Origin of the sequence: Arthrobacter phoenicis (assembly GCF_047238215.1) — a bacterium.
Taxonomy (GTDB): Bacteria; Actinomycetota; Actinomycetes; order Actinomycetales; family Micrococcaceae; genus Arthrobacter.
In genome coordinates this window covers 2135333-2159036 of record NZ_JBDFMK010000001.1, presented here as the reverse complement: position 1 = coordinate 2159036, position 23704 = coordinate 2135333, and the positions used below count along the sequence as shown (strand labels likewise).

Sequence of the window (23704 nt, the reverse complement as noted above, 5' to 3'; positions counted from 1 at the left end):
CATTTTATTGAACGGCCCTCAGGGGGCCGCGCCCGCTCAGAACGACGGCGGCGTCATCGCCCCGATCAGCACCGCATCCTTGTCGGCGGGGTTGCGGTACCAGTGCGGCAGGGAGGAATCGTAGGTCAGCGAATCACCCTCCTCCAGCTCATAGCCCACGCCGTTGACACAGACGTAGAGCCGCCCCTGCACCACGGTCACGCACTCTTCGCCGGCGTGCTTGAACGGGGCGTCCTTGTTGTCCCAGCCGGCGGCGATCTGGGCCCGCAGCATGCCCAGCTGGCCGTTCATGTGCGGGGTCAGCAGCTCGTAGATCAGGTTGTCCTCGGCCACTTCCAGCCGGCGGCGTTCGTCGCGGCGGACCAGCGCCCCGCCCTGGTCCTTGGTGTCGAAGAAGCGCCCCACCGGCACCTTGAGCGCCTGGGAGAGCTTGATCAGGGTAGTCAGCGAGGGGTTGCCCTGGCCGCGCTCGATCTGGCTCAGCAGGCCCGGGCTCAACCCGGCCGCGGCCGCGAGGCTGCCGATGCTGAAGCCGGCCTCGCGGCGCAGGTGCAGCACCAGGGCGCCCACCGCCGTCATCGCCCGCTCGGCCTGGTCTTCGACCCCGGGAGACTCCAGCGTCAGGCCCAGGTGGCCGCCAAGATTGTCCATGCCACGATGCTCCGCCATAGTGAAGTTATCGTCAAGATAATGAAGCCCAACCGGGGCTGCCGCGCCGGCGGTAGCGTGGAGGCATGAGCGAGGCTTACCGCTACGACGTCGAGATCCTGCATCTGCTGGTCTCCCCCGCCCACGCCTACTTCGGCCGGGCAAGAGAGGGCGCAGCCGACGTCCCGACGCACGACGCGGCGGAGGCCCAGTTCGTCGCCGGCAAGGGGATCGCCGGGGACCGGTTCTTCGGCAAGGCCGCGCACATGGACGCCGCCGCGACCCTGTTCGCCGTCGAGGGCCTGGAGGCGATCGCAGCGGAGCTTGGCACGCCGCCCCTGGACCCGCTGCTGACCCGGCGCAACGTGATCATCCGTGGCGCCGAGCTGGCACCGCTGCTGGGCAACGAGTTCGTGCTGGAGTCCGGCGGGGACACGGTCCGGCTCAAGGCAGGACGGCCCGCGCACCCTTGCGTATGGATGGATTCGATGCTGGCCCCCGGCGCGCACAAGGCGATGCGCGGGCGTGGCGGCGTGCGCTGCCGGGTGGTGTCCGACGGCGTGCTGCACCGCGGCCCCGCGGCGCTGGTCAGCCCCGTGCCGCTGGACCCGGCGCGGGCCGGCGAGGCGTCGGTCCTGCGCCCGTCACGCCTGCCGTAAGGGGCGGCGCGGCCGCTCCACTAGGCTTGGCGCCATGACATTTGAAGCGGTCCTGGAGTCCCTGCGCGGCGTGGCGAAGGGGTCCACCCACTCGCACACCGGGCTGTGGGTCTCGGACCAGCTGCGGCAGCGGATTGCCGCGGGTGAGCTCACCCCGGGCACCAAGCTCTCCGAGGAGGCCCTCGGCGAGGCGCTGGGCGTCAGCCGCAACACCCTCCGCGAGGCCTTCACCGCCCTGCACGCCGAGCACATCGTGACCCGGATCCCCAACCGCGGCGTGTTCGTGGCCCGGCCCGCCGCCGAGGACATCCGCGAAATCTACCGGGTCCGCCGCTTCGTCGAACCCGCAGCCGTTCTCTGGCACGAGGCCGCCCCGGTGGATGAGCTGCGCGCCGTCGTCGCCGATGCCCAGGACGCCCGCGCCCGCGGCGACATCGCAGGGATGGCGGGCGCCAATCAGGAGTTCCACCGCGCCCTGGTAGCCCGCGCCGGCAGCGAGCGCCTGGACTCGCTGATGAAGCAGGTGCTGGCCGAGATGCGCCTGGTATTCCACTCGATGGGATCGGACCCCGCCTTCCACGAGCCCTACGTGGCGGACAATGCCCGGGTGCTGGAGTTGATCGCCGCCGGCCGCAACGCCGAGGCGGCGGAGCTGATGCGGGACTACCTGAACCGGGCCGAGGCGCAGCTGCTGGCCGCAATGGAGGAGCAGCACTAAGCCGGAGCCCCGCCGGAAGCGGGCCGGCCGCCTGGCGCATGCCCGCCACCCCTCTTGCGCATTGTTCAACAAAACCATAAGCTGTGGATCACAGTGATGGGCATCACTTTGCGGAAGTCACCCCTTTCAGCTCGGCCGGGCCGGCCATGCCCCTAACTACTCTCGTCCGCGGAACACTGCTGCGTCCTGCGGGGATGGATGGATATGCTCGTACTCATCGGGGTCTTGCTGGTCATCGTCGGCTTCGCCGTCCGCCTCAACCCACTCATTGTTGTCACCGTTTCCGGCATCGTCACGGCGTTGCTGGGCGGCCTGTCCCCGCTCGAGATCCTCAACGCGTTCGGCTCCGGCTTCGCCAGCAGCCGGTCCGTGACGATCTTCGTGGTGGTCCTGCCGGTCATCGGCATCATCGAACGTTTCGGGCTGCAGGAGCAGGCCAAGACGCTGATCGCGAAGCTGGCCAGGCTCACCGCCGGCCGCGTGCTGCTGGGCTACCTGCTGGTCCGCCAGGCCACCGCCGCCGTCGGCCTCACCGGCATCGGCGGCCACGCCCAGACCGTACGGCCGCTGGTCTTCCCCATGGCCGAAGGTGCCGCCCTGCGCCGCTACGGCCACGTCCCCGAAAAGGTCCGGGAGAAGATCAAGGGCCACTCCGCCGCGGCGGACAACGTGGGCGTCTTCTTCGGTGAGGACATCTTCGTGGCGGTCGGCTCCATCCTGCTGATCACCTCGTTCGTGGACACCACCTACAAGCTGCACCTCGAACCCCTGGAGCTGGCCGTCTGGGCCATCCCCACCGCCATCATCGCCTTCCTCATCCACGGCTTCCGGCTGCTGCGGCTGGACCGCCAGCTGGACAAGGACGTCCGCGCCGCCGTCGAGGAAGAGAAGTCCGCCGTCACCGTAGGAGACAACGCATGATCAAGGTCGAAGCCGTCTTCTGGCTGATTGGCATTCTGTTCATCGCCTGGGCGTTCCTGATTTCCCGGGATACCACCCACCCCAAGCGCTGGGGCAGCTCGGCCTTCTGGGGCCTGCTGGGCCTCTGCTTCTTCTACGGCTCCTGGGTGCAGGCGAACACCGCCCCGGCCTGGGTCCTGGGCGTGGCCGTCCTGGTCCTGGTGGTCCTGGCCAGCACCGGTCCCCTCGGTGACGGCAAGTCCCGCACCACCAGCGAGGCCGAGCGCACCGCGTCCGCGGCCCGCTTCGGCAACAAGCTGTTCATCCCGGCGCTGACCCTGCCGGTGGTCACCGTGATCATCGTCCTGCTCGCCCCGGTCCTGAAGGTCGGCGGCCAGCCGCTCCTCGACCCGGCCAACACCACCCTCCTGGCCCTGGCCATCGGCGCCATCGCGGCCGCCGTCGTCGCCGTCGTCCTGCTCAAGCCCAAGAACAAGCTGACCCCCATCTTCGAGGGCCGCCGGATCCTCGAATCCATCGGCTGGGCCGCGCTGCTGCCGCAGATGCTCTCCACCCTGGGCATCCTGTTCACCAAGGCCGGCGTGGGCAAGGCCGTGGGCACCCTGGCCACCGGCGTCCTGCCGGAGGGTTCGCTGATCGCCGCCGTGATCGTCTACTCCGTGGGCATGTTCCTCTTCACCGTGCTGATGGGCAACGCGTTCGCCGCGTTCCCGATCATGACAGCGGCCATCGGCTGGCCGGTGCTGGTCCAGGGCTTCCACGGCACCCCGGCGATCATCTTCGCGATCGGCATGCTGGCCGGCTTCTGCGGCACGCTCTGCACCCCCATGGCGGCCAACTTCAACCTGGTGCCCTCGGCGCTACTGGAGATGAAGAACAAGTACGGCGTCATCAAGGCGCAGGTGGCCACCGCCGTGCCGCTGCTGGCCGCCAACATCGGCCTGATGTACTTCCTGGCCTTCAACTGATCCCGTCCGCCACCACCCGTTAGGGGCACCATGAGCCACTCCGCCGCACCGTCCGCCGTCACCGCCGTCACAGCCGGAACCGAAGAGATGGACCGGCTGGCCGACACCTACGCGGACATCGTGCTGGAGAACCTGGGCCGGCCGTACCCGTATGCCTCGCACCACGTGGAGACGTCGCTTGAGGACCGGCCCAGCCCGCGGGAGCTCCACCCGGCGTTCCACACCTCGTTCGACTGGCACTCCTGCGTGCACATGACCTGGCTGGGCGTGACCCTGCTGGGCCACGGCGTCAGCCCGGACCGGGACGCGGCACTGCGCCGGGTGCTGGCGGCCAACCTCACCCCGGAAAACCTTGCCGCGGAGGGCGCCTACCTGCTGGCCAATCCCAGCTGGGAACGTCCCTACGGCTGGGCTTGGCTGGTGCGGCTCGCCGCCACCGCCATCAAGGCGGAGGACGCGCAGGTGCGGGAATGGGGTGCGGCGCTGGAACCGCTGGTGGACATCGTGGCCTCGCTGGTGGCGGACTGGACGGCCAAGGCCGAGTTCCCGGTCCGGCACGGGCTGCACACCAACGCCGCCTTCGGCCTGGGGCTGCTGCTGGACGCCTTCCGTGTGCTGGGCCGGGACCGGGCCGCCGCCGTGTGCGAGGAGGCGGCGCTGCGGTGGTTCAAGGACGACGCCGGCTGGCCCGGCGAGTGGGAGCTCAGCGGCCAGGACTTCCTCTCCGCCGGGCTGAGCGAGGCGGACCTGATGGCGCGTGTGCTCGACGGCGGTGACTTCGCTGCCTGGTTCACCCGCTTCCTGCCGGACCTGGCGCCGGGGTCCCGGATCCTGGCGCCGTTCACCGTCACCGACGAAACCGACGGCTACCTGGCGCACCTGAACGGCCTGAACCTCAGCCGGGCCGGGCAGCTGATCCGGATCAGCGCCGCGCTCTCCGCCTCCGGGTCCTCTTCCGGGTCCTCGCCGGAGGAGCTCTGCGGTGTGCTCGACGGCGCCTCGGGGCCGCTGCTGGAGGCCGGCCTGGCCGCGGTGAGCACGGACGAATTCATGTCCAGCCACTGGCTGGCCAGCTTCGCCTGGGACGCGCTGGCCTCGGCGCGCTGAGGAGCGCGGCAGGTTTCGTAGACTCTAGGGAGATTCGGCGTGCCGCCTCCCGGCGGCGTGCCCGCCACAGGAAGAGCCATCAATGAAGATTGTCGTCCTAGTCAAGGAAGTCCCGGACACCTACGGGGACCGGAAACTGAGCCTCGAGACCGGCGTCGCGGACCGCGGGGCCAACGAGGCGGTGATCGACGAAATCGGCGAGCGCGCCCTGGAACTGGCGCTGAGCTACGCCGACGCGCACGAGGGAACCGACGTCGTCGTCCTCTCCCTCGCCCCCGAATCCGCCACCGCCACCCTGCGCAAGGGACTGGCGATGGGGGCCGGCAGCGCCGTGCACGTCTCCGATGAGGCGCTCCGCGGCGCGGACCTGGGCCTCACCGCCGAGACCCTGGCCGCCGCTATCCGCCGCACCGGGTTCGACCTGGTGGTCACCGGCAACCTCTCCACCGATGGCACCGGCGGCATGATCCCCGCGATGCTCGCCGAACTCCTCGACGTCCCGCACGCCACAGGCCTGGCCTCCGTCTCGATCGGGGATGGCAGCGTTTCCGGCACCCGCCCGGTGGACGACGGCGTGCAGCAGGTCTCTGCGCAACTTCCGGCGGTCATCTCCATCACCGAGGCGCTGCCCGGGCCGCGGTTCCCCAACTTCAAGGGCATCATGGCGGCCAAGAAGAAGCCGCTGGAGGTCATCGGCCTCGCCGACCTGGGCGTCGCGGCCGACGATCCGGAGGCGGCGCGGTCCATCATGCTCTCCGTCGCGGAACGGCCGCCGCGCGCGGCCGGCGTCAAGATCGTCGACGACGGCGACGCGGGCGAGAAGATCGCCGCATTCCTGATCGAAAACCGCCTGGCGTAGGGAGCACCGACATGACTGAATTTCCCACCGACGCCATCCTGGTGGCGCTCGAAACCACCGCCGCCGGGGAGTTGGAGAAGGCTGCCGCGGGGTTGCTTGGCGCCGCTGCCGCCGTGGGCACACCCGTGGCGCTGGTGCTGCCCACCCCGCAGGCCGGGAACAACCCCGGTGATGCGGTTCCGTCCGGTGGTCCCGCCGCGGACGCCGCGGCCCTCGGCGCCGCCCATGTCCTGGTCGCGGAGAATCCGGCCCCGGAGGCCCTCGGTGTCCCGGCCGTTGACGCGCTGGCCGCCGCCGTGGAGCTGGTCCGGCCGGACGCCGTGCTGATGTCGCATTCCCTCAACGGCCGCGACCTGGCCGGCCGCTTCGCAGCCCGGACCCGCTCCGCCGTCTGCGTCGACGCCGTGGGAGTCTCCCGCGACGAGGAGGGCGTCGTGGCGCACCACTCGGTCTACGGCGGCGCCTACAACGTCACTGCCACGGCCACCTTCGGGCCGCCCGTCATCACCATCCGGCAGGGCTCCATCGAGGCCCGCGCCGAAGCCCGGACTGCGGCCCCGGAGACCCTCACCGTGACCGCCTCCGGGAAGTCCGCGGCAAGGATCGAGTCCTTCGAGGGCGCCGCGGCAGCCTCCACCCGGCCCGAACTCCGCGGCGCCGCCAAGGTGGTGGCCGGCGGCCGGGGCCTCGCTTCCAAGGAACAGTTCGCCTTGGTGGAGGAGCTCGCCGACACCCTGGGCGCTGCCGTCGGAGCCTCCCGCGCCGCGGTGGACGCCGGCTACGTCGCGCAGTCGCAGCAGGTGGGCCAGACCGGGGTGTCCGTGTCCGCGCAGCTGTACGTGGCGCTCGGCATCTCCGGGGCCATCCAGCACCGGGCGGGCATGCAGACCGCGAAGACGATCGTGGCCGTGAACAAGGACGCCGACGCACCGATCTTCGAGATCGCCGACTTCGGTGTGGTGGGCGATGTCTTCACGGTGGTCCCCCAGCTGATCAGCGCCCTCGAAGCGCGGAAGAAGTAGCGGTGGCGGCCCCCTCACGACCGCTCCGCCGGGGACTCCCCCGGGTTCCGGGCGGCGAGCCCTGGCCTCCCGCGGGCGAGGCTCCGGAGCGCTTTGCCTCGGCGGCTGCTTCGGCGCCCGCGGCTGTTCCTGCTCCCGCGCCGGACATTGCGGCGCCCACGGCCGAGACGATGGTAACCGCCGCAACCGAGGTGCCCGCGGCTACCCCCGCGTCCGACGGCGGGCGGCGGCTCCGGCGAGGCCTTCCCCGCGTCCCGGGCGGGGAGCCCTGGCCTCCCGCCGGAATGGCGCCGCTATTCGTGGCCACAGCGGCGCCGCCCGCTTCAGGGTCTGTCGCGGAAGCTGCCGCGGTTCCTCCAGCAGCGGCTGCACCCGCACCGGCCGGGGCGTCGGTCCCCGCGGCGGTCTCCCCGACCACAGCCGCACCCGCGCCCGACCCCTCTCCTGCTCCCGCGGCAACGGCAGCTGCCGCCGTGGCCCCTACTCCGGCGGGTTCTGTGCCCCTGCGCAGGGGCCTCCCCCGGGTTCCCGGCGGCGAACCCTGGCCCCCGGCAGGCACAGCTCCGGCCCGAACCGCCGCTTCCCGTTCCATCACGTCACCGGCCCCGGTTGCGGCGCCAGCCGTCGCCACCGAGCCGACTGCTCCCGTGGTCCAGGAACCCGTCCTTGACGCGGCGCCCGAGGCCCAGGCTCCCGCGCCGGACGCTGTTCAGGCTCCCGCCCCGGCGGCCGCGGAGGCCCCCGTGCCGACCGCCGCCCCGGTTGCTCCCACCAAGGCGGCCGCCGCGCCGAAGCCCGAACCCCGCCGTTACGGGTCGCGGACCCTGGCCGGCTGGATCCGCCGGGTGGCGCTCATAGCCGTGGGCGCCGTCGTCGCCGCCGGAATCCTGATCCTGGCGGCCCGCGGCGTCACCACGCTGCCGGGCGTTCCGGAGTTCCTCCGCCGCTACCCCGGCGCCTACGAGCTGCCGGACTCGGCGCAGGCCGGTTTCCCGTGGTGGGCCCAGTGGCAGCACTTCCTGAACTTCTTCCTGATGGTGCTAATCATCCGCTCCGGCTACCAGGTGCGGACCCAGCAGAAGCCGCCCGCCTACTGGACGCCGGCGCGGGGCGGGAAGAAGATCAGCATTACGCTCTGGCTGCACCAGTCGTTGGACATCCTGTGGCTGGCCAACGGGCTGATGTTCGCGGTGCTGCTGTTCGCCTCCGGGCACTGGCTGCGGATCGTACCCACCAGCTGGGAGGTGTTCCCCAACGCGGCGTCGGCGCTGCTGCAGTACCTGACCCTCGACTGGCCGGTGGAGGACGGCTGGGTGAACTACAACAGCCTGCAGCAGCTGATGTACTTCGTCGTGGTGTTCATTGCGGCGCCGCTTGCCGTGGTTACCGGCGTGCGGATGAGCGAACTCTGGCCAAAGAACGCCAACACCCTGAACCGGATCTATCCCGTGGAGGTGGCCCGCGCGCTGCACTTCCCCACCATGCTGTTCTTCGTGCTGTTCATCCTGGTTCACGTGTTCCTGGTGTTCGCCACCGGGGCGCTGTGGAACCTGAATCACATGTTCGCCGGTTCGGACGAGGTGAACTGGGTGGGCTTCTGGCTCTTCGCGGCGGGCCTGGCCGTCACGGCGGGCGCCTGGTTCGCGGCGCGGCCGCTGGTGCTGGCGCCGTTGGCCCGGCTGTCCGGAAAGGTCAGCAGCCGCTAGGGAGCCACGGGCAGGGTGATGTCTACCGGAAACGTCATGAAGGCCGGCGTCTCGTAGGGGTGCACGGCCAGCGCCGCTGCGACGACGGCGTCGCGCCGGTCCCGCGGGTAGATGGCCTCGATCCTGACCTCGGCGACTTCCTCCGGCGTGCCCACGGCACCGACGGCGGGCGTGGCGCCGTACAGCGGGGTGAACCGGCCCGTCTTGGGGGTGCTGAACGAGCAGTGTGAGTAGTTGCCCAGCCGTCCTGCGCCGGTGTCGCCGATCGCCCGGCGCACCGCCTCGGCGTCGGCCGCGGGCACGTAGATCACCAGGCAGTCCATGGCCGCCATGAACAGCGGGTCAGGCTTCCGCGTCGCTGCCGAAGGCGCGGATTTCCTGCGGGCAGCGGCACGCCGTGGCGAATTTGGCGCCCCATTCGATGGCCGCCTCGTGCGAGGGCAGGTCCAGGATCGAGTAGCCGCCCTCCAGGTGCGCGGTCTGCGGGTAGGTGCCCGCCCGCGCCTCGCCTCCGCCGTCGACCACCACCGGCGGGACGCTTTCGTCGATGCCGCCGCCGAACACCCACACGCCGGCGGCCTGGGCCTCGCGGACGACGGCGTGCGCGGCGTCGGCGACGGCGGGAAGTTCCTCGAGCGGGACGTCCATGGCGGCGCTCGGAAACGAGATCAGGTACTTGGTCATGGCGCTGACTCCTTTGTCGCGGCGGGGAGGGCTTTAATCCTCGTCCCCATGCGGCACCTCGGGCAAGGGGCCGGACGACACCGTCGGGGCGGGGGCGAGCCGTTCCGGAGCTGCGCCCTCCGTCGTCCTAGGTTAGGGGGATGTCACCCGCGCTTATTTGGAACGTCGCTGTACCGGTAGCCGTTCTTGTCCTGATCTCGGCGTTGTCCTGGTGGGCGTGGAAGCACCCCAACCGGTCCAAGGAATTCCCGGATCGGATTCGAATGCCAAAGTTCCAGGCCTTCTTCGGCTGGCTGTTCCTGACCGTCGGACTGGTCATGGGGCTGGCTTCGTTCATGCACCCCCGGGCGCCACTGGGAGCGCAGATCGCTTCCGTCGTGATCGTGTTGGTCGGGCTGTTTTTCCTCTTCATGTACCGCAACTTCTACATCGTTCCGCGCACCTACGATGTGGCGTACCGGACGATTATGGGCAAGGAGCACCTGGTCACCTACGCCGACATAGTTTCCTACGACGTCGTGCGGCTGCGCGGCCAGCCATTCCTGACCTTCAAGGACTGCCACGGCGTCAGGTTCAGCATCAACAGCGCGGCCTACGACATGGCGCCGCTGCTGCGGGCCATCGACTTCCACAAGGTCACGGGCCGCTGGCCCGGACGCGAAGAAACTCCCGTCGCCGAAGCCCGCGACTGAGCGGGGCCTTCCGCCCGGCGGGAAACGGGCAGAGAAAAGGAGGAGCGGACCGGCGCTGGCCGGACCGCTCCTCCTGTTCCCGACCCTTTGAGGCCGGGTACGGGTACTATCCCCGCACCGGTGCCTCGACCTGTTCGGCCGTGACGCGGGCCGGTTCCTTGGTGAAGAACAGGAGCGCTGCGGCGGCGATGACGCAGAGCACGGCCATGATGACGAAGCCGCCGGTGTAGCTGCCGGACTCGGAGACGATGAAGCCCATGACGCTCGGGGCGATGATGCCGGAGAGCGCGAAGCATGCATCGGCGAACCCGGCGGCGGTGCCGGGCTGCTTGGGAGCGGCGTCAATGGAGGCAACCCACCAGATGCCGCCGGTGACGAAGCCGAACCCGACGCCCAGGGAGATGCAGACCAGGGCGAGCGTCAGGGTCACGGGCATGACCAGCAGCGGAACCAGGGAGGCCCCGGCCAGCAGCAGGGCGACGCCGATGATGGTGAAGCGGGAGCGGACCTGCTGGGTGCGCTTGTAGATGCGGTCCACCAGTACGCCGCCGACCAAAGCGCCGACGACGCCGGCAGCCCAGGGAGCGACGGAGAAGGCACCGACGGCCTTGAGCGAGAGCCCGAATCCTGCCTGGAGGTACTGCGGCAGCCAGTACATGAAGGCCCAGAACATGAAGCCCCAGGCGAAGTAGCCCAGGCCCACGATCCAAAGGTTGCGGTTGCGCAGGATGGAGCCCCACTCCATCTTCTCTTCGTGGCCGCTGTCCTCGCCCTCGGTCTGGCCGCTCTTGATGTAGGCCCGCTCTTCCTCGGAGCAGAACGCCGCCTCGGCGGGCGAGTTCTTCAGGTACGGCACCGCGATGAGCACCCACAGGACACCGGCGGCGGCGAGGATCCAGAACATTGCCATCCACCCGGTGAGGCTCACCAGCTGGGTGAGGAGGGGTCCGCCGATCAGCAGGCTGCCGGAGACGGCCACGCCGCCCACCAGGGCGAGCGCCTTGCCGCGCTCCTGGGCGGGGAGCCACCGGCTGGCGATGCGGGTGGCCGCAGGGAAGCAGGGAGCCTCCCCGGCGCCGAGCACGATCCGGACCAGGATGAGGCCCAGGAAGCCGCCGGCCGCCGGGGTAAGCGCGGAGGACACGGCCCAGACGAGCATTCCCCAGATGAGGACCTTGCGGGAGCCGAACCTGTCCACCAGGGGTCCGGAGAGCAGGGCGAAGACCATGTACCCGACGGAGAAGGCCGAGCTGATGATGCCGTATTCGGCGGCGGAGATACCGAAATGCTCCCGGATCGGCGTCGCTGCGAACGAGATGGCGCTGCGGTCGATGTAGTTGACCAGCACCAGTCCAAGGACAATGCAGAGCGTAAACCAACGCGATTTCATAGGGTTCCTAGGGGTCAGATGACGCCGCGTTCACGGAGATCGCGGAGTTCGGAGGGATCGTGTCCGAGGGCGGTGAGGACCTCGTCGGTGTCGGCACCGAGCGGGCGCCCGGTGTGCCGAATGGAGCCGGGGGATTTGGTCATCCGCCACATCACGTTCTGCATGCGGACCGATCCAAGATCTGGGTCGGGGACTCGGGTGATCATCTCCGTGGCCACAATTTGTTCGTCCACGAGCAGCTCGCTGGGACGGTATACCGGCGCCACGGCCGCGCCGGCGGCCTCGAATTCCTGCACCACCTCGTCGCGGGTGCGCTGTTCGACCCAGCTGCCGACGTAGCCGTCGAGCAGCTCGGCGTGCTGGGCACGCTGCCTGCCGGTGGCGAACCAGGGTTCGTCGATGACCTCGGGGTGGCCCACCAGGCGCAGCACCCGCTCGGCGATCGCCTGGGCGCTGGTCGAGACAGCCACCCAGTGGTCGTCTTTGGTCCGGTACAGGTTGCGCGGGGAGTTGTTCTGCGACCGGTTGCCGGTGCGGTCCTGGTCCAGTCCCAGCTGGTCCGCGTAGATCACGGCGGGCCCGACGGCGGTCATGATCGGGCTGAGCAGGTCCAGGTCGATCACCTGACCCTCACCGCCGTTGCGGTCCCGTTCCAGCAGGGCCATGGCGACGGCGGAGGACCCGGCGACGCCGGCGATCGAATCCGCGAGCCCGAACGCGGGCAGGGTGGGCGGCCCGTCGGGTTCTCCGGTGAGGTGCGCGAAACCGCTCATGGACTCGACCAGTGTCCCGAACGCGGGTCGGGACGAGTACGGGCCGCGCTGGCCGAAGCCGCTGACGCGCAGCATCACCAGGCCCGGGTTGTCCTTGGACAGCACGTCATAGCCGAGGCCCCAGCGCTCGAAGGTGCCGGGCCGGAAGTTCTCGACGACGACGTCCGCGGTGGCGGCGAGCTCCCGGAAGATCTCCTGGCCCTCCGGGGTTCCGAGGTGGAGGGTGACGGTCTGCTTGTTGCGGCTGACCATTTTCCACCACAGCGGAATCCCGTCCTTGTCCAGCCCGTGGCCCCGCATGCCGTCCGGTTTGGTGGGGTGTTCGATCTTGATGACGTTGGCGCCGAAGTCACCGAGAATCTGGGCCGCCAGCGGACCCGCCAGGATGGTCGAGGCGTCCAGGACCTTCAGGCCGCGGAGCGGTCCGTGGTTGGTCTCGGCGACGGCGCCGAAGGCGTCGGCGCTCACAGGTACGGGCGCTGCAGGTAGCGGCCGACGGGCTCGCCGGTGATGACGCCGTCGGTCAGCACGCGGTGGCCGCGGACGAACGTGTCCGTGACCTTGGCGCCGAGTTCGAAGCCCTCGAACGGCGTGTACTCCTGGGTGGATTCGGAGTCCTCGGCGCGCACGGTCCAGACGGCGTCGGGGTCCACGATCGCGATGTCGGCGTCGGCGCCCTCCACCAGCCGGCCCTTGCCGGGCAGGCCGTAGCGGGACGCCGGGTTAGAGGAGGTCAGCTCGGCGATGCGGCGGAGGGACAGCCCGCGCTTGCGTCCCTCGGTGATCAGGCCGGGCAGCAGGTACTCGGTGCCGCCGAAGCCGGACTTGGCGGCGAAGATGTCGTCGCGGTCGTCACCGAACTTCTGCTCGTCCTTGCAACACGCGTGGTCGGAGACCACCCAGTCGATGTTGCCGGCCAGCATGTGCTCCCAGAGGGCCTCGACGTCGTCGCGGGGACGCAGCGGCGGGTTGACCTTGCCACCCAGGCCGTGGGCGGTGTCGATGTCGGCCAGCAGGTGCCCGATGGTCACCTCGCGGCGGAAGTCCACGTGGGGGAACGCCTCCGCCATCTTCATCGCAGCCTTCAGCGCCTTGGCCGAGCTCAGGTGCAGGAGGTTGATGTTGGGCAGGCCGGTCTCGTCGGCCAGGAAGGACGCGATGGTGACGGCCAGACCCTCGGAATGCTGCGGCCGGGACGCGCTGTAGGCGGCCAGACCGGTGAGGGTGCCTTCCTCCTCCACGAGCTTGGTGTACGCGCTCATGATCTCGGCGGTCTCGCAGTGCAGGGAGAGGGAAATGTGCGGGGCCAGCTCGGGCAGCTTCTCGCGGGCGGCCTGGATGCCGCGCATGACGAACTCGAAGTGCGCCAGGTTGTAGTTCTCATCCTCGGGGATCATCAGGAATTCGCTCTGCGAGGTGGAGCGCCCGTGGAGTCCGTGGCTGCCGTAGAACATGAAGATCTTGAAGGACGTGACGCCGTGGTCCTCAACCAGCGACGGGATTTCCTCGATGTGCTGCTTGGACATCGGGGCCAGGTGGAAGGCGTAGTCAATGTAGGCCTTGCCCTCGGACGTGGCCAGCACCTCGGGGTAGAACTCCTTGTAGGGGCCGCCCTTGTTCAGGTAGTACTGCCCGGTCCGCATGTAGGTGATCGCGGAGGTCACACCGCCCTGGGCGCTTGCCCGGGACTCGGAGACGGTGTCCTCGCCGAGCGGGTTGTAGATGCCCCAGTGCTGGTGGGCGTCCACGACGCCGGGGAAGACCAGCTTGCCCGCGGCGTCGACGATCTCGGCGCCGTCGGCGGAAAGGTTCGGCCCGATCGCGGTGATCTTGCCGTCGGTGACGAGGATGTCCAAGAATTCGCCGTCGTCGGGGGCGTTCTCCTCGGGCCGCACAACGGTGCCGTTCTTGATGAGGAAGGTACTCACGTAAAACTCCTGATGCTCTGGTGATGGAAAGGTGGGGCCGCGCGGAACGCGGTCAGGTGCGTGCGCCCAGGTCTTCGGCGGCCAGCCAGGCCAGGCCGAAGGCGGTGAGCAGGCCGTTGCCGGCCAGGTATCCGGCGGCGCCGTGGCCGGATATTCCGATGGCGGCACCGCCCGAGGCGTAGAGGCCGGGGATGGGCGCCTGGTCCTCCCGGGTCAGCACGCGGGCGTGGTCGTCGACCACCAGACCGCCCTGGGTGTGGAACAGTGCGGGAACGATGCGGACGGCGGCGAAGGGGCCGGTCAGGGCGTGGCGGTCATCGCTGCGGCCCTGCCGGTCGGGCTCCTCACCCCGGGCTGCCCGCGCGGCCGCCTCGACGTCGTCGGCGAGCGCGTCCGCGGGAACCTTCAGGCGCTCCGCCAGCTCGGACAGGGTCCCGGCCCGCACCAGCGCCCCGCTGTCGGCTACTTGCCGGAAGTCCGTGAAGGCCAGGCACTGCTGTTCGATGTGCTGGTCGATGATGATCCAGCCGGTCTGTCCGGGCTGGCCGGCCAGGATCGCCGCAAACTCCGAGTAGCCGGTCGTCTCGTCCGCGAAGCGCCGGCCATCGGTGTTCACGATCAGGCCGCCGTGCAGGACGGTGGCCCAGCCCACGAGGGTCTGGCTGGAGGCGGAGAGGGCGGCGTGCCCCTGGTAGGCGTCAAGGTAAGCCGAGTCCGCGCCAAGGCCGGCGCCGATCCGCAGGGCATCCCCGCGGCTGTAAAACCCGCCGTGATAGTGGACGCCCGCCATCTCCGGGATCCACCGCTCCACCAATTCCGGCGCGCCGCCGTAGCCGTTGGTGGCCAGCAGCACTGCCGGAACGGACAGCCGGTCCGTGGAACCGTCAGGGGTTGAGGCGACGATGCCGGAGACCGCTCCGCCGCTGACCTCGACCTCTTCGAGGGTCATGGGGGTGATGAGTTCGATCCGCTCGTGGCGGCGGGCGCGGTCCACCAGGTGGGCCAGGAGGGTGGATCCGTGCCGGCCGGAGATGGTGTGGCACCGGTCGGCGCTGTGTCCGGGGTAGTGGAAGTCGGTCACCAGCTCAAGGGGCAGCCCGAGTTCGTCGGCCATCCATGTGACCATGGGGGCGCTCGCCGCGGTCAGGGCCTGCGCGAGCCGCCGGTCCGCACTGCCGCCGGTCTTCCGCTCGATGTCTCCGAGGAAACGGCCGGGGCTGTCGTCGATTCCGGCGGATTCCTGCCAGCGGGTGCCGGCCGCGGGAATCATGGCGGTGCACATCGAGGTGTTGTTTCCGCGCTGGAACTGATCATCCGCGTCGATAACGACGACGTCGTGGCCCAGATCCGCGGCGCGCAGCGCGGCGATCAAACCACCGCCCGCACCTGCCACGGCCAGATCGAAATCGTACTCGGGCATTCTCACCTCCCTCCCTGTTCCGCTTGGCGGAACATATTTGGTCTGTGTCGTGGAACACTTTGCCTGATCACATTCCAGTGCGCAAGGGTTATTTTTCAGAAACTTCCGATAATTCGCGGGATTCTCTTTGGCGGGAGTCTCGACAAGCGTTCCGTTAGGCGGTACAAATGGTGAAAGTCATCAATCCGGACTTCGCCAGCCACTCAGGGAGCCAACAATGGAAACCACGTCCAGCGGGACCACCTCCGCGGCCCGTGCGGCCGACGTCCTCGTGGCCTTCGGCCGCCGGAACAGTGCCCTCGGAATCTCCGAGATCGCCCGCTCCACCGGACTGTCGAAGGCTGTGGTGCACCGCATCGTGTCCACCTTCGTCGAGCGCGGCCTCCTCACCTATGAGGCGACCAGCCGCCGGTACCGGCTGGGGCCTGCCGCCGTCACTCTCGGAGCGCGGGCGCTGGACACCTCGCCGCTGCGGCGGGCCGCCCGGGAAGCGCTGGTGGAACTCCAGCGGCAGACCGGCGAAACCGCAACCGTGTCGGCCCGGATCCCCGGCGGCAGGGTTTATCTCGACCAGGTGGAGAGCACCCAGGAAATCAAGATGACCGTGGAGATCGGCCGCTGCTTCGACCTGCACAGCGGCAGTTCCGGCCGCGCCATCCTGGCATTCCTCTCCGAGGACGAGCAGGAGGACATCCTCTCCCGGCCGCTGCCCCGGCAGACCGCGGCGACGGTGACCGACCCCGAGGCGCTGCGCGCTTCCCTCCGGGACACCCGGGCCCGGGGCGTCTGCCACTCCGAGGGTGAGCGCCAGGAGGGCGCGGCGTCGCTGGCCGCCCCTGTCTTCGCCGACGACGGACAGGTGGTTGGCTCCATCTCCGTCTGCGGGCCGAGCTACCGGATGTCCGAGGAAAAGCGCTCCCGGTACGAGGAAGCGTTGCTGGAAGCGGCCGCCAAGGTCTCCCGCAACCTCGGCTACAACCCTCAGGCCGCCGGCCGGGAGGCCGCCTCATGATTCCGCGCAGCTGGCTCTACGTCCCGGGTCACCGGGACGACCGGATTGCCAAGGCGCTGGATTCGGCCGCCGACGCCGTCATCATCGACCTCGAGGACGCGGTGCCGTCCACGGCCAAGGACGCCGCCCTGGCGAATGCGGTCCACGCCCTCGAAACTTCCGGGGCCGGGCGGCAGGTCTGGATCCGGGTCAACCCGCTGGACACGCCGTGGTCCGCGCAGGAGCTTGAGACGCTGGGCCGGGCGGACCGCAAACCGGCGGGCGTCCGGGTCGCCAAGGCCGAGGATCCCGCTGCGATCCGCCGGGCCGGTGACGCCCTGGGCTGCCAGATTCACCTCCTGATTGAGACGGCGGCCGCACTCCGCGACGCCCCGCTGCTGGCCGGCACCCACCCCCGGGTCACCGGCCTGTCTCTCGGCGAGGCCGACCTCGCCGCCGACCTGCGGGTTTCACCGGAGGGCCTGGAGTGGGCGCGCGGCTGGATTGTCACCGCCACCCGCTCCCATGGCCTCGCTTCCCCTGTCCAGAGTGTCTACACCGACGTCGCCGACCTTGAGGGCCTGCGCCACAGCAGCCTGCAGGGGCGGAAGCAAGGGTTTTTCGGCCGCACCGTGATCCATCCCCGCCAGATCGACGTCGTCAACACCGCGTTCACTCCCACCCCGGAGGAAGTGGCGCGCGCCGAGGGCGTCGTCGCCCTCGCCCAATCGTCCGCCGAGGCCGGAGAGACGGCCGTTCTCGATTCCGACGGGCGCTTTATTGACCCCGCCGTCGTGGAGAACGCCCGGCTGGTCCTCGACCTCGCCATCCGCGACTAGTCCCTTATGAGGAGTTCCATGCATAACGCCACCACGTCCACCACCGATGCCCTGCTCAGCGCCGTCACGGGCAGCACCCAGGAAGTGGTCGAACTCGGCCACCCCCACTTCACCGGCATGCCCTGCTCCCCCAACCACCCCGGGTTCCGGATGACCCTGATCCGCCGGCACGGTGACATGGTCCGGCCCGACGGAGGGTCCGCCTCCAACGAAATCATCGTCACCGGCGGACACGTGGGAACCCACGTCGATGCCCTCTCCCACGTCAGCCATGAGGGCATGCTGCACGGAGGCGTGGACGCGGAGGACGCCCAGCGCGGCGGAAAGTTTTCCCAGCTCGGAGCGGACCAGATCCCCTTCCTGCTGCGCCGCGGCCTGCTCCTGGACATTGCCGCACTGCACGGGGTGGACGCCCTTGAAGCCGGCCAGGCGGTGACCGCGAAGGACCTCCAGGACGCCGCCGACGCCGCCGGAATCTCGCCCCGCTCCGGGGACGTGGTGCTGATCCGGACCGGCTGGGCCCGGCACTTCGAGGACCCCGCACGGTATCTCGGCCAGACGGACGGCGTCCCGGGTCCCGATGTGGAAGCGGCCCGCTGGCTTGCTTCAGCCGGGATTGTCGCCGCGGGCGCGGACACCACCGCCTTCGAACACATCCCCGCCGGCAAGGGCCACAGCGTGCTGCCGGTCCACCGGATCATGCTGGTGGAAAACGGCATCCACATCATCGAGCACCTGAACCTTGAGGACGCCTCCCGGCACGGGCTGACCGAATTCACCTTCGTCATGGCCCCGCTGCGGATCGTCGGCGGGACCGGTTCCCCGATCCGCCCGGTCGCGGTGATGACCCGATGAGCCGGCACGATTTCACCGGCACCGTCGTCGGCCGGCTCGCCGCCCTGGCGGACCATACCCGAAAAGACGGCCTGGCCGCGGACCTGCGCAAGGACGTGGCCCGCCGGGTGCTTGACCTGCTGGGCAACTCGCTGGCCGCCCACAGCCAGCCCTCCGCGGCCGCCGTGATCGGCGTCGCCACCGGCTGGGGTGGAAACGAGGACGCCACGGCCATCGGCACCGGCGGCCGTTTCCCCGCGGCGACGGCGGCCCTGGTGAACGGCACCCTGGCCCACTCGATGGACTCCGACGACACGCACCTGCCCTCGGTCCTGCACCCCTCCGCCTCCGTCATCCCGGCGGCCCTTGCGGTGGCGGAGGCCACGGGCGCCAGCGGGGCGGCACTCTTGGACGCGGCCGGCGTCGGCATCGAAATCACGGTGCGGCTGGGCATGGGCGGCTATGACGAGGCCTTGGGAAACTCGGAGTTTTTCGAGCGTGGCCAGCATGCCACCTCCATCTGCGGCGCCATTGGTTCGGCTGCCGCCGCCGCGATGCTCTACGGGCTCGACGCCGAGGGCATTGCCGACGCGATGGGCATCGCCGCCAGCTTCGGGGCGGGCCTGCTGGAGGCGAACCGGACCGGCGGGACCGTCAAGCGAACGCACTGCGGCTGGGCGGCGCATTCCGGGATCACGGCCGCCGAGCTGTCCCGGCACGGGCTCACCGGGCCGCCCACGGTCATCGAGGGCAGGTTCGGTTTCCTGCACGCCTTCTGCGGAGACCGTGCCGACGCCGCGAAGGTGGTCGAGGGTCTCGGCGAGCACTGGGAACTCCCGGGCATCTTCTTCAAGCCCTACCCGTGCAACCACTTCACGCATGCCGGCATCGACGCCGCCCGTGAGCTCCGCGACCGCGGCGTCCGGCCGCAGGACATCGTCGGCATCGAACTGGGCGTTCCGGCGCCGGTGCTGCGGACCATCGCCGAGCCCGCCGAGTCCAAGGCCAAGCCGGAATCGGGCTACCACGCCGCCTTCTCCGGCCCCTTCACCGTTGCACGGGCCCTCCTGGGCGGCTCGGGTCTGGGCGTTGGGCATCACGATTTCACCGACGGGATGGCGAAGGATCCGGAGACCCTGCGGCTGGCCGGGCTGGTCCGCTGCCACGCCGACGAGCGCAGCAGTGAGATCTACCCGCACCAGTTCCCGGCGGTGCTGCGGGTCAACACCCGGGACGGCGAATGGCATGAGGCGCGGGTGGAGTTCAACCGCGGCGGCCCGAAGAACCCGCTGAGCGATGACGAGCTGGCCGAGAAGTTCCGCCTCAACGTCGGCGGCCGGCGGTCTTCGGAGGACACGGACCAGGTGGCCGCGTTGGCCCTCGGCCTCGGGGACGCCTTGGACGTCGCCGAGCTCATGGCGGCGGTCCGGGAATAGCACCCGCCGTCGTCGTCCCCTCCGAAGGATTGGGCGCACCGGCCGCCTGTTCCGCGGAAAGCTCACCGTGCTTACCATTGAGGATCCAGTTGCAGGTCAGTTGCGCTGACGAACCGCACCATCCAAGGAGTGCCGATGTCGCTGAGCAAGGAAACACCCGGGGGACCTGAGTCCGCGCCCAGGCAACATCACGACGTGGTTGTTATCGGCGGCGGCAATGCCGGCGTCTCGCTGGCCGCTCGCCTTCAGCGCGGCGGAGTCAACGATGTTGCCCTGATCGAACCCGCGGCCGAACACCAGTACCAGCCGTTGTTCTCCCATATTGCCGGTGGGCGGGCGAAGGCGTCGTCCGCGGTCCGGAGGCAGTCCTCGGTCATACCGCGCGGGGTGCGCTGGATCCAAGACCGGGCCGTGGACATCGACGCTGCAACCAAGACTGTTTCCCTGGACCACGGCGGCCCGCTGGGATACAACCAGCTGGTCGTCTGCCCGGGCCTGCAGCTTGACTGGGACAGTATCCCGGGGCTGGCCGCGGCCGTTCAGTCACCGTCGGGCGCCTCCCACTACGAGCTATCCCTGGCGACGAAGGCCTGGACGCTGCTCAAGGGTCTCCGGTCGGGGACAGCCATCTTCACCATGCCGTCCGGGCCCATCAAATGCGGCGGCGCGGCGCAAAAGCCGATGCACCTGGCCTGTGACTACTGGCGCAAGCAGGGAGTCCTGAAGGACATCCGGGTGATTATGGTGCAGCCCACCGCAACGGTCTTCGGCGTACCGGGTGTGGACGAGGAGCTCAATCGCAAGATCGCCGAATATGGCATCGAGCTGCGCCTGAACAGCGAAGTCGTCCTGGTGGAGCCTTCGGCCCGGACCGTGCTGGTCAAGAACAACGGCACCGGAATCGCCGAGGAACTCCACTACGACGTGCTCAACGTTGTCCCGCCGCAGTCGGCACCGGACTGGCTCAAGGCCACCGACCTGCCTGCGGCCGGCGACGACGGCGGGTTCGTGGAGGTGGATCCGGAGACGCTGCGCCATGTGCGGTTCCCGGACGTCTGGTCGCTGGGGGATGCGGCCGGCACCGCCAACTCCAAGTCGGGCGGCGCGCTGCGCAAGCAGGCCAAGGTGCTGGCTGCGAACCTGATGGCGGCCCGCGAAGGGAAGGCTCTGCCGGAACGGTATGATGGCTACTCCGTCTGCCCCTTCACGGTGTCCCGCTCCACGGTGGTCTTCGCCGAATTCGATGCCCAATACCGGCCCATGCCCACGATTCCCAAGGTGCCGACCTGGAAGGAGAGCCGCGCGTCCTGGATTGTGGACCGAGACATCTTCCCCCACGTGTACTGGAACCTGATCCTCAAGGGCCGCGCGTAGGCCCGAGGCGCCCAACACGGTCCTCACGCCTCTCCGAAGGCCGCCGTCGTCGTCCCCCGACGCGCCGCGGTACCGGACCTAGCGCGCGACGGGCTGCTGCAACTCGGTCACCCAGTCCGCCTGATCCTCCGACTCGGCCCGGAGGTACACCTCGCGGCACGGTCCGGACGGGGTGTAGCCGCGGGCAATGATTTCGGCGTGGACAGCCTGCCAGCTCTCGCCGATGCGGTCCATCGGGCCCAGGTGGACGCCGCAGATCGCGGCAGGGACGCGCGGAAGCTCCACCGCCTCAACGCTGTCGGGGATGTTTCCCGTGGCGGCGTAGCCGGCGGTGATGCGCATGCCGTCCTCACCCGCCTCGTACTGAGCGATGGGCGTCTCGAGGGACCCGCCGGCGGCGCTGAGCACCCCGGCCACGCCGTCGAACAACGGCCCGACGACGCCGGCCACCTCCGGTTGTTCGGCGACGGCGGCGGTCCGGGCGGCGAGGCGGACGGCAGGAAGGGACTTCTCGATGATTTCGATCTGGGTCATGTGCTTTTCCTTCTCAATCAGGTGGAGCCTCCGCTCGACGTCGATGAGCCGTGCCGCGGCCAGCCGCTGTTCCTCCGCCACCTCGGCGCGCCGGATCTGCAGCAGCCGGGCCATCCGCTCCGCATCAACCCCGGCGTCGAGCATGGCGGCAACGTCCGCCAGGCCGAACCCGAGCTGGCGGAGCGCGACGATCCGGTGCAGCCGTTCCAGCTGGGCGGGGTCATAGGAGCGGTAACCGCTGAACTCATCCACGTGCGCGGGAACGAGCAGGCCCGAGGTGTCCCAGTGCCGCAACATGCGGTGGGTGACCTGGCCGATCTGCGCGAACGCTCCAATGGATAACATGACTCAGTTCTCCTGCCTTCCACAGTGTCAGAGTCAAGTATCGCGGCCGGGCGCCGGTCCACTCACAGGAACGGCCGCACCTCTACCTTGCGGTTGCAGGCCTTGGATCCCTCGGCGGCGAGCTTGAGCGCCGCGTCGAGGTCTGGGGCCTCGATAATCCAGAAACCCGCCAGGAACTCCTTGCTCTCCACGAACGGGCCGTCAGTCATCATCGGAGCGGCGCCCCGGTTGTCGACGACGGTGGCCGTGTCGGGAAAGCCGAGGCCGCCGGCAAAGACCCAGTGCCCGTCGGCCTGCAGGCGGTCGTTGAAGTCGTCGATGGCCGCCATCTCCTCCGAGGGGGCGAGCTCACGCTCGTCGTGGATCACGGACAGCAAATACTGCATCTCGCATCTTCTCCTGTGGTAGTGGGCAACTCAATTCTGGCTGAGGATTTGGCCGGACCGGATCAGCCGTCCAAGATCTGTTCGATCCCGAAGGCGCCCACGGAGAACATGCGCCGATTATCGTCTGACGTGCTGACCATGGCAGTGGATAACACGAGGGCCCAGCCACGCGCCCGCGTCCACATTTCCTTGCCAGCGGACGGGCCAAGGGCGTCACGGAAGCGCCGACGGGCGCAGGCGTCGAACATCAACCACCCGGCGGCAAGATCCACGGCCGGATCCCCGGCGCCGACATCGCCAAAATCGATCACGCCGGTCAGCGAGCCGGAAGCGTCGAGGAGGATGTTAGCCGGGTGAAGGTCACCGTGCAGCATCATCGCGGGACCGTCCCATGCGCGGGCCGCGCAGGCCGCCGCCCAGACTGCTTCCAGTTCCGCCGCCCGGGGATAGCGTTCCTTGTCCTGGAGCCGCTCCCGAACTGCTGCATCACGTTGTGTCAGCGGCACACCGCGGACGGGGTTCACCGGGACTCCGGCACCGGCTGGACTGTGAAGGGACCGGAGGAACGCCGCAAGGCCATCGGCGGCCGGTCCGCGATCGGGTACCGCGGCATCGGCCGCCGGGGTGCCGGGAATCCACCGCACGATGCTCCACGGCCACGGAAAGTCCGCCGTCGGCCGGCCGGCGTGGACCGGGACCGGCACCGGAACCGGCGAGCGCCTGGCGATTCCGGGCAGGTACAGCTGCTCATGCAGGATCAGCGGCACGGCTTTGGCACGGCGGGGCAATCGGACGGCCAGATCGCCCCCGAGGCGGAATGTCACGTTGTCCCAGCCATGGGCGTTCCGGACCAAGGAGAGGTCGGCGAGGTCGGGACGTTGGGCGCGGAGCAGGGAACGGACGACGGCGGCATCTACTTCCAGCGTGGCTCTTGGCATGACCGCCATTCAGGGGACCCTTCTTCCGCTTCAAAGCTCGCGATAGTAGTAAAGCATCGGGTCTGCCCGGCCCGCTTCCGTGCTGATGAACCCGTGGGCCTCATAGAAGCGGCGCGCATCGGTGTCCTCGCCATCCACGTTGATCTCGAGGAGTTCGCCGCCCCGGCCCCGCACCAGATCCAGGGCCGCGTCCAGGAGTGCGCTGCCCAAGCGGTGGCCGCGGAGGTCAGGCCGGACGTAGAGCTCGTCGAGGATCGCGACCGGCCCCCGGTACCAGACGTTGGGCCGAAAACTTAGCACGGCAACCCCGCTCGCTGGGTCGCCGGTCAGCAGGACCACCACATCGTCGCCCGCCAGCAGTTGCGTCAATCGTGATTCCAGCTCCTGGGTGCCGGGCGTCGGCGCCGAGAACTCGGTGTTGAAGTCATGGAGCAACCGGGCAACGGCGGCGGCGTCGTCCGGTGCCGCCCGCCGCGGCGCCGGGCCGCCCGCAACATCGTCGGAAGTCATGTCATTCACCGGGTAGTGAGGG

At 69.5% G+C, this 23704-nt stretch carries 25 protein-coding genes; 14 read left to right on the top strand and 11 right to left on the bottom strand.

Features of this window, described 5'->3' with window-relative positions; all coding sequences use genetic code 11:
* Positions 1-36: 36 nt before the first annotated feature.
* Positions 37-651: a helix-turn-helix domain-containing protein gene (locus ABC337_RS10115; protein ID WP_412884068.1), complete on the bottom strand. Its 615-nt coding sequence runs from the start codon at positions 649-651 to the stop codon at positions 37-39.
* 83 nt (positions 652-734) lie between these two features.
* On the opposite strand from ABC337_RS10115, the gene ABC337_RS10110 reads away from it, so the two are divergent.
* From ABC337_RS10110 to ABC337_RS10075, 8 genes are all read left to right on the top strand, one after another.
* A complete protein-coding gene (locus ABC337_RS10110; RefSeq protein ID WP_412884069.1) occupies positions 735-1307 on the top strand; it encodes an MOSC domain-containing protein in 573 nt (190 codons plus the stop codon).
* Positions 1308-1341: 34 nt separating this feature from the next.
* A complete protein-coding gene (locus ABC337_RS10105; protein ID WP_412884070.1) occupies positions 1342-2025 on the top strand; it encodes a GntR family transcriptional regulator in 684 nt (227 codons plus the stop codon).
* A gap of 198 nt (positions 2026-2223) precedes the next feature.
* A complete protein-coding gene (locus tag ABC337_RS10100; RefSeq protein WP_412884071.1) occupies positions 2224-2946 on the top strand; it encodes a DUF969 domain-containing protein in 723 nt (240 codons plus the stop codon).
* On the top strand, positions 2943-3914 hold the full coding sequence (locus tag ABC337_RS10095; protein WP_412884072.1) for a DUF979 domain-containing protein: 972 nt from the start codon (positions 2943-2945) through the stop codon (positions 3912-3914). Before ABC337_RS10100 ends, ABC337_RS10095 begins: the two co-directional genes overlap by 4 nt.
* A gap of 30 nt (positions 3915-3944) precedes the next feature.
* A complete protein-coding gene (locus ABC337_RS10090) occupies positions 3945-5021 on the top strand; it encodes a DUF2891 family protein (protein WP_412884073.1) in 1077 nt (358 codons plus the stop codon).
* 82 nt (positions 5022-5103) lie between these two features.
* Complete coding sequence (locus ABC337_RS10085; protein ID WP_412884074.1) at positions 5104-5880, top strand: electron transfer flavoprotein subunit beta/FixA family protein; 777 nt, start codon at positions 5104-5106, stop codon at positions 5878-5880.
* An 11-nt stretch (positions 5881-5891) separates the two neighbouring features.
* Entirely contained in the window at positions 5892-6902 is a 1011-nt protein-coding gene (locus ABC337_RS10080) for an electron transfer flavoprotein subunit alpha/FixB family protein (protein WP_412884075.1), read from the top strand.
* Between the two features lie 647 nt (positions 6903-7549).
* Positions 7550-8608: a cytochrome b/b6 domain-containing protein gene (locus ABC337_RS10075; RefSeq protein ID WP_412884076.1), complete on the top strand. Its 1059-nt coding sequence runs from the start codon at positions 7550-7552 to the stop codon at positions 8606-8608.
* Here ABC337_RS10075 and ABC337_RS10070 read toward each other — a convergent pair.
* Together ABC337_RS10070 and ABC337_RS10065 are read right to left on the bottom strand one after the other, a co-directional pair.
* Positions 8605-8940: a YqfO family protein gene (locus tag ABC337_RS10070; RefSeq protein ID WP_412884077.1), complete on the bottom strand. Its 336-nt coding sequence runs from the start codon at positions 8938-8940 to the stop codon at positions 8605-8607. The genes ABC337_RS10075 and ABC337_RS10070 overlap by 4 nt on opposite strands.
* Before the next feature lie 10 nt (positions 8941-8950).
* On the bottom strand, positions 8951-9292 hold the full coding sequence (locus ABC337_RS10065; protein ID WP_412884078.1) for a YciI family protein: 342 nt from the start codon (positions 9290-9292) through the stop codon (positions 8951-8953).
* Between the two features lie 263 nt (positions 9293-9555).
* On the opposite strand from ABC337_RS10065, the gene ABC337_RS10060 reads away from it, so the two are divergent.
* Positions 9556-9984 carry a hypothetical protein gene (locus tag ABC337_RS10060; RefSeq protein WP_412884079.1) on the top strand — a complete coding sequence of 143 codons (429 nt, stop codon included), beginning with the start codon at positions 9556-9558 and terminating at the stop codon, positions 9982-9984.
* 106 nt (positions 9985-10090) lie between these two features.
* On the opposite strand, the gene ABC337_RS10055 is transcribed toward ABC337_RS10060, so the two are convergent.
* Genes ABC337_RS10055 through ABC337_RS10040 form a run of 4 tightly spaced genes read right to left on the bottom strand, consistent with a single transcriptional unit; the run spans position 10091 to position 15495 of the window.
* Positions 10091-11374 carry an MFS transporter gene (locus tag ABC337_RS10055; RefSeq protein ID WP_412884080.1) on the bottom strand — a complete coding sequence of 428 codons (1284 nt, stop codon included), beginning with the start codon at positions 11372-11374 and terminating at the stop codon, positions 10091-10093.
* Positions 11375-11388: 14 nt separating this feature from the next.
* Entirely contained in the window at positions 11389-12615 is a 1227-nt protein-coding gene (locus ABC337_RS10050) for a CaiB/BaiF CoA transferase family protein (RefSeq protein ID WP_412884081.1), read from the bottom strand.
* Positions 12612-14075, bottom strand: a complete 1464-nt coding sequence (locus tag ABC337_RS10045; protein WP_400158334.1) for a dihydroorotase — start codon at positions 14073-14075, stop codon at positions 12612-12614. Before ABC337_RS10045 ends, ABC337_RS10050 begins: the two co-directional genes overlap by 4 nt.
* A gap of 52 nt (positions 14076-14127) precedes the next feature.
* The gene (locus tag ABC337_RS10040) at positions 14128-15495 is read right to left on the bottom strand and encodes an FAD-dependent oxidoreductase (protein WP_412884082.1); all 1368 of its coding nucleotides are present in this window, start codon (positions 15493-15495) and stop codon (positions 14128-14130) included.
* A gap of 217 nt (positions 15496-15712) precedes the next feature.
* Here ABC337_RS10040 and ABC337_RS10035 point away from each other — a divergent pair, with 217 nt between their 5' ends.
* The 5 genes from ABC337_RS10035 to ABC337_RS10015 all read left to right on the top strand — a co-directional run bounded on the left by ABC337_RS10035 (position 15713) and on the right by ABC337_RS10015 (position 20969).
* The gene (locus ABC337_RS10035) at positions 15713-16507 is read left to right on the top strand and encodes an IclR family transcriptional regulator (protein ID WP_412884083.1); all 795 of its coding nucleotides are present in this window, start codon (positions 15713-15715) and stop codon (positions 16505-16507) included.
* Positions 16504-17325: an HpcH/HpaI aldolase/citrate lyase family protein gene (locus ABC337_RS10030; RefSeq protein WP_412884084.1), complete on the top strand. Its 822-nt coding sequence runs from the start codon at positions 16504-16506 to the stop codon at positions 17323-17325. The genes ABC337_RS10035 and ABC337_RS10030 overlap by 4 nt, the downstream gene beginning before the upstream one ends.
* Before the next feature lie 18 nt (positions 17326-17343).
* Positions 17344-18180 carry a cyclase family protein gene (locus tag ABC337_RS10025; protein ID WP_412884085.1) on the top strand — a complete coding sequence of 279 codons (837 nt, stop codon included), beginning with the start codon at positions 17344-17346 and terminating at the stop codon, positions 18178-18180.
* Complete coding sequence (locus ABC337_RS10020; protein WP_412884086.1) at positions 18177-19595, top strand: MmgE/PrpD family protein; 1419 nt, start codon at positions 18177-18179, stop codon at positions 19593-19595. The genes ABC337_RS10025 and ABC337_RS10020 overlap by 4 nt, the downstream gene beginning before the upstream one ends.
* A gap of 135 nt (positions 19596-19730) precedes the next feature.
* Positions 19731-20969 (top strand): NAD(P)/FAD-dependent oxidoreductase, encoded by a 1239-nt coding sequence (locus tag ABC337_RS10015; RefSeq protein WP_412884087.1) that lies wholly within the window; start codon positions 19731-19733, stop codon positions 20967-20969.
* Between the two features lie 78 nt (positions 20970-21047).
* Here the strand turns inward: ABC337_RS10015 and ABC337_RS10010 are convergent, their stop codons facing one another.
* The 4 genes from ABC337_RS10010 to ABC337_RS09995 all read right to left on the bottom strand — a co-directional run bounded on the left by ABC337_RS10010 (position 21048) and on the right by ABC337_RS09995 (position 23682).
* The gene (locus ABC337_RS10010; RefSeq protein ID WP_412884088.1) at positions 21048-21848 is read right to left on the bottom strand and encodes a MerR family transcriptional regulator; all 801 of its coding nucleotides are present in this window, start codon (positions 21846-21848) and stop codon (positions 21048-21050) included.
* Between the two features lie 62 nt (positions 21849-21910).
* Entirely contained in the window at positions 21911-22234 is a 324-nt protein-coding gene (locus ABC337_RS10005; protein WP_412884089.1) for a YciI family protein, read from the bottom strand.
* Between the two features lie 62 nt (positions 22235-22296).
* Positions 22297-23172 carry an aminoglycoside phosphotransferase family protein gene (locus tag ABC337_RS10000; protein ID WP_412893225.1) on the bottom strand — a complete coding sequence of 292 codons (876 nt, stop codon included), beginning with the start codon at positions 23170-23172 and terminating at the stop codon, positions 22297-22299.
* A gap of 30 nt (positions 23173-23202) precedes the next feature.
* Positions 23203-23682, bottom strand: a complete 480-nt coding sequence (locus ABC337_RS09995) for a GNAT family N-acetyltransferase (RefSeq protein ID WP_412893224.1) — start codon at positions 23680-23682, stop codon at positions 23203-23205.
* Positions 23683-23704 lie beyond the last annotated feature (22 nt).

Bases quoted from the DNA above. Each gene is read 5' to 3' on its own strand.
- ABC337_RS10060 (WP_412884079.1), top strand. From the start codon at position 9,556: ATGCCAAAGTTCCAGGCCTTCTTCGGCTGGCTGTTCCTGACCGTCGGA.
- ABC337_RS10010 (WP_412884088.1), bottom strand. From the start codon at position 21,848: ATGTTATCCATTGGAGCGTTCGCGCAGATCGGCCAGGTCACCCACCGC.
- ABC337_RS10040 (WP_412884082.1), bottom strand. From the start codon at position 15,495: ATGCCCGAGTACGATTTCGATCTGGCCGTGGCAGGTGCGGGCGGTGGT.
- ABC337_RS10090 (WP_412884073.1), top strand. From the start codon at position 3,945: ATGAGCCACTCCGCCGCACCGTCCGCCGTCACCGCCGTCACAGCCGGA.
- ABC337_RS10110 (WP_412884069.1), top strand. From the start codon at position 735: ATGAGCGAGGCTTACCGCTACGACGTCGAGATCCTGCATCTGCTGGTC.
- ABC337_RS10000 (WP_412893225.1), bottom strand. From the start codon at position 23,172: ATGCCAAGAGCCACGCTGGAAGTAGATGCCGCCGTCGTCCGTTCCCTG.
- ABC337_RS10070 (WP_412884077.1), bottom strand. From the start codon at position 8,940: ATGGCGGCCATGGACTGCCTGGTGATCTACGTGCCCGCGGCCGACGCC.
- ABC337_RS10015 (WP_412884087.1), top strand. From the start codon at position 19,731: ATGTCGCTGAGCAAGGAAACACCCGGGGGACCTGAGTCCGCGCCCAGG.
- ABC337_RS10080 (WP_412884075.1), top strand. From the start codon at position 5,892: ATGACTGAATTTCCCACCGACGCCATCCTGGTGGCGCTCGAAACCACC.
- ABC337_RS10100 (WP_412884071.1), top strand. From the start codon at position 2,224: ATGGATATGCTCGTACTCATCGGGGTCTTGCTGGTCATCGTCGGCTTC.
- ABC337_RS10025 (WP_412884085.1), top strand. From the start codon at position 17,344: ATGCATAACGCCACCACGTCCACCACCGATGCCCTGCTCAGCGCCGTC.
- ABC337_RS10035 (WP_412884083.1), top strand. From the start codon at position 15,713: ATGGAAACCACGTCCAGCGGGACCACCTCCGCGGCCCGTGCGGCCGAC.
- ABC337_RS10095 (WP_412884072.1), top strand. From the start codon at position 2,943: ATGATCAAGGTCGAAGCCGTCTTCTGGCTGATTGGCATTCTGTTCATC.
- ABC337_RS09995 (WP_412893224.1), bottom strand. From the start codon at position 23,682: ATGACTTCCGACGATGTTGCGGGCGGCCCGGCGCCGCGGCGGGCGGCA.
- ABC337_RS10020 (WP_412884086.1), top strand. From the start codon at position 18,177: ATGAGCCGGCACGATTTCACCGGCACCGTCGTCGGCCGGCTCGCCGCC.
- ABC337_RS10065 (WP_412884078.1), bottom strand. From the start codon at position 9,292: ATGACCAAGTACCTGATCTCGTTTCCGAGCGCCGCCATGGACGTCCCG.
- ABC337_RS10085 (WP_412884074.1), top strand. From the start codon at position 5,104: ATGAAGATTGTCGTCCTAGTCAAGGAAGTCCCGGACACCTACGGGGAC.
- ABC337_RS10005 (WP_412884089.1), bottom strand. From the start codon at position 22,234: ATGCAGTATTTGCTGTCCGTGATCCACGACGAGCGTGAGCTCGCCCCC.
- ABC337_RS10030 (WP_412884084.1), top strand. From the start codon at position 16,504: ATGATTCCGCGCAGCTGGCTCTACGTCCCGGGTCACCGGGACGACCGG.
- ABC337_RS10115 (WP_412884068.1), bottom strand. From the start codon at position 651: ATGGACAATCTTGGCGGCCACCTGGGCCTGACGCTGGAGTCTCCCGGG.
- ABC337_RS10055 (WP_412884080.1), bottom strand. From the start codon at position 11,374: ATGAAATCGCGTTGGTTTACGCTCTGCATTGTCCTTGGACTGGTGCTG.
- ABC337_RS10105 (WP_412884070.1), top strand. From the start codon at position 1,342: ATGACATTTGAAGCGGTCCTGGAGTCCCTGCGCGGCGTGGCGAAGGGG.